General features: G+C 40.5%; 5 protein-coding genes, 1 rRNA gene and 2 riboswitches. All 6 genes read left to right on the forward strand.

Going from position 1 to position 8037, the window contains the following annotated elements; genetic code table 11:
* Positions 1-69: 69 nt before the first annotated feature.
* Positions 70-1020 carry an AAA family ATPase gene (locus tag I2484_RS15270; protein ID WP_207151909.1) on the forward strand — a complete coding sequence of 317 codons (951 nt, stop codon included), beginning with the start codon at positions 70-72 and terminating at the stop codon, positions 1018-1020.
* Positions 1017-2222 carry a DUF58 domain-containing protein gene (locus tag I2484_RS15275; protein ID WP_207151910.1) on the forward strand — a complete coding sequence of 402 codons (1206 nt, stop codon included), beginning with the start codon at positions 1017-1019 and terminating at the stop codon, positions 2220-2222. The genes I2484_RS15270 and I2484_RS15275 overlap by 4 nt, the downstream gene beginning before the upstream one ends.
* Positions 2219-4408 carry a DUF4129 domain-containing transglutaminase family protein gene (locus tag I2484_RS15280; protein WP_207151911.1) on the forward strand — a complete coding sequence of 730 codons (2190 nt, stop codon included), beginning with the start codon at positions 2219-2221 and terminating at the stop codon, positions 4406-4408. The genes I2484_RS15275 and I2484_RS15280 overlap by 4 nt, the downstream gene beginning before the upstream one ends.
* 31 nt (positions 4409-4439) lie before the next feature.
* Positions 4440-4540, forward strand: a riboswitch (purine riboswitch).
* 161 nt (positions 4541-4701) lie between these two features.
* Entirely contained in the window at positions 4702-6036 is a 1335-nt protein-coding gene (gene guaA, locus I2484_RS15285) for a glutamine-hydrolyzing GMP synthase (protein ID WP_255551480.1), read from the forward strand.
* Positions 6028-6129, forward strand: a riboswitch (purine riboswitch). Its footprint overlaps the gene before it by 9 nt.
* Positions 6130-6223: 94 nt before the next feature.
* Positions 6224-7558, forward strand: a complete 1335-nt coding sequence (locus tag I2484_RS15290) for an NCS2 family permease (RefSeq protein WP_207151912.1) — start codon at positions 6224-6226, stop codon at positions 7556-7558.
* 419 nt (positions 7559-7977) lie between these two features.
* Positions 7978-8037 (forward strand): 16S ribosomal RNA (locus tag I2484_RS15295); the annotation flags it as partial.

Genomic DNA, 8037 nt, shown 5'->3' on the forward strand with positions numbered 1-8037 from the left:
TGTATTATTAAGTTGTGTTTTGTTAATTTTCGGACAAATTGAATGTTATATACAACTGGGGGAATTGAAATGACACATAAAGAGATGATTGAAAAAGTTTTAACCAATATTGAAAAAGTGATGATTGGGAAAAGGAATATCGCCGAATTAAGCGTTACCGCGCTTCTTGCCCGAGGCCATGTCCTGCTTGAAGATGTGCCGGGTGTTGGAAAAACGATGATGGTAAAAGCGTTGGCGAAGTCAATCGGGGCGGACTTTAAGCGTATTCAATTTACACCTGACTTACTACCTTCCGATGTTCTTGGTGTTTCAATTTACAACCCTAGAGAAATGGAATTTGAATTTAGGCCAGGGCCAATCATGGGAAATATTATTCTAGCTGATGAAATCAATAGAACTTCGCCAAAGACACAATCCTCTCTATTAGAAGGGATGGAAGAGTCCACCGTAACGATAGATGGTGAAACGATGCGGATTCCGCAACCTTTTTTTGTTATGGCAACACAAAATCCAATTGAATATGAAGGGACATACCCGTTACCTGAAGCGCAACTAGACCGTTTTCTATTCAAACTGAAGATGGGCTATCCGACAAAGCTTGAAGAAATTGAAGTTCTTGATCGTGCGGAGAAAGCCGTTCCGATTGATACGTTGGAAACGGTGGTATCACTTGAAGAATTGATCGAACTTCAAAAGGCTGTAACGGAGGTTAAAGTTGATAATACCATTAAATCCTATATCGTGGAATGTGCTTCGCAGACACGTGATAACCCATATGTCTATTTAGGTGTAAGCCCACGTGGATCTCTTGCGCTTATGAAAGCATGTCAGGCGTATGCAATGATAAAAGGAAGAACCTATGTCACACCGGATGATGTTCAGTACTTATCTCCATTCGTATTTGGACACCGCATGATTTTACGTCCTGAAGCTAAGTATGAAGGAGTTTCCACTTCGGAAATTATAGAACGGATCTTGATGAAAGTACGTGTACCCGTAGATAAGGTTCAGTTGAAATGACAACCGTTAAGAAAATGATTGATATTTCGAGCCGGTTATTATTTGTATTGTTCGTCTTGGTTGCTACATTTGTTTTTGCTATGTTCCAAGGCGGCATGGTCAGCTGGACTATTTTTTATATCATATTGCCTTTTACAATCTATTCTCTATTATTATTTTTCTATCCAATGTCGAAAATGACCGTGGAACGTACCATTCGGACACCTCATGTGCAAAATGGTGAGAAGTTGATTGTTTCTTTATCTATTAAACGCAAAGGTCGATTTCCTTTGCTTTATACTGTTGCGAGTGAAAAGTGGGCGGAGCCTGAACTAGCTATTTTGGCAGGTGGAAAATTGAAACGCCTGTTTGTTTTTGGATTTCGTAAAGAAGTTGAGTGGGAATACGAAATTGAAAAAATGCCCAGGGGTGAACATATACTTCAAGGGGTAAAAGTTGAGATTTCCGACTTTTTTGGATGGCTTCGGAAAACGAGACTTATTGAAGAGGAGAATACGATTCTTGTGTTTCCGAAAATGACAGGTATTCATTATGTTCCATTCAATACACAATTTGACCAAGGTACGATGGCTTCACCATTAAATATCGTCAAAGATACGACAATGGCAACGGGTGTGCGCAATTACCAGTCAGGTGATCGAGTGACATGGATTCATTGGAAATCGTTTGCTAGAACGCAAACCCTGATGACGAAGGAGTTCGAAGATAGACGATCACAGGAGTTATTTATAATCATGGATGGTAGAGAGACGGAAATGTTTGAGGAGCTAGTGGAACTTACTGCTTCAATATTGAAAGAAGCATCAGGGCATCAGGCGGGTCTTGCCTTAATGACGATGGGCCCTAAACCTTCCTTATTCCCATTTATACAGTCTGAAGAGCAACTTCATATGGCGCTAGTTCACTTGGCGAAGATTAAGCCCATAAATGAAGCGTCGCTAGCTGACTTTGGAACTGCGTTTCAGCACGGTGGCAGTATTGTATTGATCACAGGGAACCCAGATGGGCCTTTCATACAATCGGTCATGTTAAGTGTGAAAAATATTGACTCCATTATTTGCATGGTCGTGGTGAAGAGGGATGATCCAACGCTGCAAAGAATTGAAGATGATATCCGATTAGCAAAATCAAAGGGAATAACCGTACATTTGTTAGAACGGGAGCAGTTTATAAATGCTTTTAAAGAGGTGGTGCGATTATGACTGGAACGCGAATTGATAGGCGACTGCTACTAATTCTGTATATACTCGCATTGATCTTATTAAGAGAATGGCTCATTCCGGTTATTGAATTGACTAATTCAGACCATTTAACACTGTTTTTATTATTTGTTGCGCTGTCATTTCTTTTGGCCTTAATTAAAGCAAAGTGGTGGATAGTCGTTCCTACAAAGATACTATTCATTTTATCAGCGACTCATTATGTATTTTTTGATAAGATACTATTTACGCAGGAAACACTAGTACATTTATCGGGTAACCTTCTTACGAATGCACCAATTATCATGAATGGTGACTGGGAGCGTATTACGAATCCATTCAGGACTGTGTTATTTTTTGCGCTGCTGTGGATGACGACCTATCTAATCCGTCATTGGATTGAAGTTAGAAAAAGCATTTTGCTATTTTATATAATGACTATTCTTTTTATAGCGTTCATTGATACTTTCGGTGGATATGCAGCAGGCGGCGCTATTTTCAGAATCATGGTGACGGGATTATTACTTCTTGGTTTGCTGGCGATTACTAGGCTTGCGGAGAAGCACAACACATCTATTCCGACAGGTACGTTCCTAGCGATATCCGTTCCACTTCTTTTTGCGGTAGTTGTCAGTGGGGCGCTTGCAAACTTTCTACCTAAACAGGATCCCATCTGGCCAGATCCGCTTCCTTATTTTGAGTCGATTGTACAAGGCCATGGGGAAGGTGGTGGTGGAGCTAAAAGTGGATACGATACAAATGATGCCACACTTGGCGGTTCGTTTGTGCAGGATTCCACATTAGTTATTGAAGCGAAAGTGGCTAGCGAACAATACTGGAAAATTGAAACGAAAAACACATACACTTCAAAAGGTTGGGAACAGGTATCTGTTGACGATGTCCAGACTAGTTATACTCCTGGTATGAAGATGGGGGAAATTGCAGGTCAAGGGAATGTGGAAGATACGGCCCAACTACTTGCCGATTTGAAGGTGTCGGAAAAATTCCCTTTTATTGTTTATCCTTATGGGATGAATAAAGTATACGCAACAAAGGATGTTGTTTTTCAACACTTGGAAGAGGCAGGGAAGTACAGTACAGAAATCGGGGGCAAGGAAGAGGTCCTAGATTCGTATCAAGTCGAATTCACAGAGCCCGACTACAGCTTGAAAAAGTTAAGGGCTACAAGGATGGAAGATTTTTCAGAGGTAGCTGAAGATTTAACCCAGTATCTACAACTTCCAGAGCAATTACCTGAGCGGGTGAAGGAACTTGCAAAAAACATAACAGAGAACCAGGAAAGTGTTTACGAAAAGACGAAGGAAATCGAAAGGTACTTTGGAAGAAATGGCTTTGTCTATTCGCAGCAGGGCGTCGCTATTCCGAAGGCTGGCGATGATTATGTAGATCAGTTCCTCTTTGATACCAAAAAGGGATACTGCGATAACTTTTCCACGTCTATGGTTGTCATGTTACGCTCGATTGATATTCCAGCACGTTGGGTAAAAGGTTTTGCTCCCGGAGAATTCGTTTTAAATGACGAGGGGGAGAAAGTTTATCAGATTACGAATAATGAGGCGCATTCGTGGGTCGAAGCATATATGCCTGGTGTTGGCTGGATGCCATACGAACCGACGATCGGATTTAATAGCTTAACGGATATTGAATATGATATCGAGTTAAACCTTGATGATACATTAACACCGGAAGTGAAAAAGCCTGAACAACCAAAGAAAAAGCAGGATAAAAAAACGGTTAAGACAGATAAGGACTTTAAAAGTAGTGAGATTTTCAAATCTGTTGGTACTTGGATCCGAAATAATCTGTGGTTAGTAGGTGCAATTGGATTTATAGTCATTTTCGCCGGTTGGCGATTATTCGTTGGTAGGGTGAAATGGCTGCCTAAAGTACTCGTGTATACCCATCGTACTAAACAAGAAGACTGGGTTACATTTACAAAACGCTATACCAGTTTATTAAAGCAACTAGACCGTTCAGGTCTGAAGCGAGCAACTGGTATGACATTATCTGATTATGCAACGAGTGTTGACAAATACTTTGGTGGAGAAAGAATGAAAATGCTTACAACTGCATATGAAAAGGGATTGTATGGTGGAAATATTACCGATCATGAGTGGTTTGAATTGAAGGAAATATGGGAAGGTTTAATTAATAGGACTTCAGGTTGATTTTTGTCGTAAATAGAAGTAAGATGAAAAAAGAATAAGCCGAAGATGCCCTCATATATATCCGATAATATGGTTCGGATGTTTCTACAAGTCACCGAAAATGACTTGACTATGCAGGTGGATTCAGCTCATACTATATGAGCTGTTTTCGCTTTTTTTATAGATGATGAGACGCGCAGAAAGCTGGACTTTCTGACGCGTTTTTCTCTATTTGAAAAGACCTTGTGGGACATTTGGAATATAGTAATGTTGCACGATGAAAAAAATGGTAAAAATAGATGGAAAAGTCTGGAATGGTAAAATTAGAAGGAGGTTGTATCATCTTGAAACAGGACAATATTTTAGTATTGGATTTAGGTAGTAGTGAGAATACGACAATAGCCCGTTGGATTCGTGATTTAGGTGTATATAGTGAGATTCACCCTCATGATATTACACCACAAACGATTGAAGGGTTAAAAACAGTAAAAGGAGTTATATTAAATGGTGGTAAAAATAATATCGTTGATGGTGAAGCGATTGATGTATTAGATGAAATATACGCTTTAAATATTCCGGTTATTAGTGTGGGTCATCCTTCTACGAAAGCACTTAAAACATTCGAGCAATGGCCAAGTGAAAAGGAAACGAAAGTACTGTTAAAAGATTTCGTGATCAATACTTGTAAAGCGGAAGCTAACTGGAATATGAAAAACTTTATTGAAGACCAAGTTGCTTTAGTTCGCGAGCAAGTGGGCGACAAAAAGGTACTGCTAGCTCTTTCAGGCGGTGTGGATTCGTCTGTCGTTGCTGCATTGCTAATTAAGGCAATTGGCAAGCAATTATATTGCGTGCACGTAAATCACGGTTTAATGCGTAAAAATGAGTCTGAGGGCGTTATAAAAATGTTCGCAGAAGACCTTGAAGAAAACCTTATTTACGTAGATGCAAGCGAGCGTTTCTTAGGTAAGCTAAAAGGTGTAGATGAGCCAGAAGAAAAACGCAAAATTATCGGTAATGAATTTATTCGCGTATTTGAAGAAGAAGCAGGGAAACTTGAAGGAATTGACTTCTTAGCACAAGGGACAATCTATCCAGATATCGTAGAATCTGGTACGAAAACACATAAAGTCATAAAATCTCACCATAATGTTGGGGGACTTCCGGAAGACTTGCAATTTGAGTTAGTGGAGCCATTATTCCAGTTATTCAAAGATGAAGTACGTGCATGTGGTGTTGAGCTAGGCCTTTCACATGATATGGTCTATCGTCAACCATTCCCAGGACCTGGTCTAGGGGTACGTGTTTTAGGAGAGATTGAGCCTGTACGTCTTGAAGCAGTACGCGAAGCAGATGCTATTTTGCACGAAGAATTTGCACTCGTAGGATTGGATCAAAAAGTTTGGCAATACTTTACAATCATTCCGAACTTCAAATCTGTCGGTGTACGCAACAACGAGCGCACGTATGAATACCCAATCATTATTCGTGCGGTCAACACAGTAGATGCGATGACAGCGACAGTGGAACAAATCGACTGGCCAATTCTTCTAAAAATCACTGACCGGATCATTAACGAAGTAAAAAATGTAAACCGCGTATGCTATGACCTGTCTCCAAAGCCAGGCGGCACAATCGAGTGGGAATAAAATAGGAATTATCGTATAAAACCGAGGATATGGCTCGGAAGTTTCTACCGGGACACCTTAAATGTCTCGACTACGATTTCAATAGAAGGGGATAACCCTTCTATTTGAATTTGTTTCGAGAAGCATGCGAGGTACTATCGCATGCTTCTTTTTATCTAAAAAATAATAATTGAAGAGGAAGTTATATATGAAAAAGTACTTTGAGTTCGACAAACTTGGAACGAATTATCGCCGAGAAGTTATCGGGGGATTGACGACATTTCTTGCAATGGCCTATATTCTTATCGTCAATCCTTTAATGTTGTCACTTGACGGCGTAACTGGTATCCCTGATGAAATGCGTATGGACAAAGGTGCTGTATTTGTCGCGACAGCACTAGCAGCCGCTGTAGGTTCACTGTTTATGGGGATTATAGCAAGATATCCGATTGGACTTGCACCGGGTATGGGATTAAATGCATTCTTTGCGTTCAGTGTTGTACTAGGTATGGGGATTCCTTGGCAAACGGCATTAACGGGCGTGCTTTTTTCAGGACTCATATTTATTGTATTATCACTTACTGGTCTCCGGGAAACGATCATTAATGCAATCCCTGCGCAACTTAAATTTGCAGTTGGCGCGGGTATCGGTCTTTTCATCACATTCCTCGGATTTCAAAATGCGAATATTATCGTTGCAGATCCAAATACGCTTGTAGCTTTAGGTGACCTTTCAAAGGGTCCAACATTACTCGCGATATTCGGGCTCGTCATAACTGTGATTATGATGGTGCGTAAAATTAATGGAGCTATATTTTATGGAATGATAACAACTACTATAATAGGAATGATTTTCGGGCTCATTAATTTGCCCAATAAAATCGTTTCTAGTGTACCTAGTGTGGCTCCGACATTCGGTGCTGCATTCGAAGCGATATTCCAAGATCCGACTTCGTTATTTACAACTCAGTTCCTTGTTATTGTTATTACATTCCTATTCGTTGATTTCTTTGATACGGCGGGTACGCTGGTTGCAGTTGCTAATCAGGCAGGACTAATGAAAGAAGATAAGTTGCCGAGAGCGGGGAAAGCACTTCTTGCTGATTCAATGGCGACTGTAACTGGGGCAGTTTTTGGAACATCGACTACGACTTCCTACATTGAATCGACTGCGGGGGTAGCTGCAGGGGCAAGGTCGGGATTTGCTTCCGTTGTAACTGGCATCCTGTTTCTACTTGCTTTGTTCTTTTCACCGCTGCTGTTTGTCATTACGTCTGAAGTAACTGCACCAGCATTAATCATTGTAGGTGTATTGATGGCGTCATCATTAGGAAACATAGAGTGGAAACGCTTTGAAATTGCAGTACCGGCATTCTTTACGATTATTGCGATGCCACTTACGTACAGCATTGCGACAGGAATCGCGATTGGTTTCATCTTCTATCCAATCACGATGGTTATAAGCGGACGCAGAAAAGAAGTCCATCCCATCATGTATGGTTTATGGATCATCTTTATCATGTACTTCGTGTTTATAGAGTAATGAAAGTGAAACAAACGGCTCCCAGTCTGGATTAGGGGGCCGTTTTTCTATGGCTATTGCATATGATTTTGAGTCTTGAAGTAGTGGGGATTAATAAAAACTCAATAAACTTTACACAAAGTATACAAAACTGTTGACATCCGTTTTAGGGGATGTTATATTGATTAAGCAGTCGGGAGCGAACGACAAATACCGACAGCGAGTTACAACAAATGAACCTTGAAAACTGAACAGCAAAACATCAATGAAATACAGCGAGAGTGCTAACGCACTTGAGCAAAACGTTTCTAACTAAACTAGCTTCGGTTGGTCGAAAAGAAACACACACAAGAATCTTCGGATTCGAGTCAGCAAGAAATGAGCTATTTGATTTCTTTATGGAAAACTCTTTTCATCATGCTTTGCATGGTGAAAAAGTTCTTATGGAGAGTTTGATCCTGGCTCAGGACGAACGCTGGCGGCATGCCTAATACATGCAA

The sequence above is a fragment of the Sporosarcina sp. E16_8 genome (assembly GCF_017347095.1).
GTDB lineage: Bacteria > Bacillota > Bacilli > Bacillales_A > Planococcaceae > Sporosarcina.

Bases quoted from the DNA above. Each gene is read 5' to 3' on its own strand.
- I2484_RS15270 (WP_207151909.1), top strand. From the start codon at position 70: ATGACACATAAAGAGATGATTGAAAAAGTTTTAACCAATATTGAAAAA.
- I2484_RS15275 (WP_207151910.1), top strand. From the start codon at position 1,017: ATGACAACCGTTAAGAAAATGATTGATATTTCGAGCCGGTTATTATTT.
- I2484_RS15280 (WP_207151911.1), top strand. From the start codon at position 2,219: ATGACTGGAACGCGAATTGATAGGCGACTGCTACTAATTCTGTATATA.
- guaA (WP_255551480.1), top strand. From the start codon at position 4,702: ATGGTAAAATTAGAAGGAGGTTGTATCATCTTGAAACAGGACAATATT.
- I2484_RS15290 (WP_207151912.1), top strand. From the start codon at position 6,224: ATGAAAAAGTACTTTGAGTTCGACAAACTTGGAACGAATTATCGCCGA.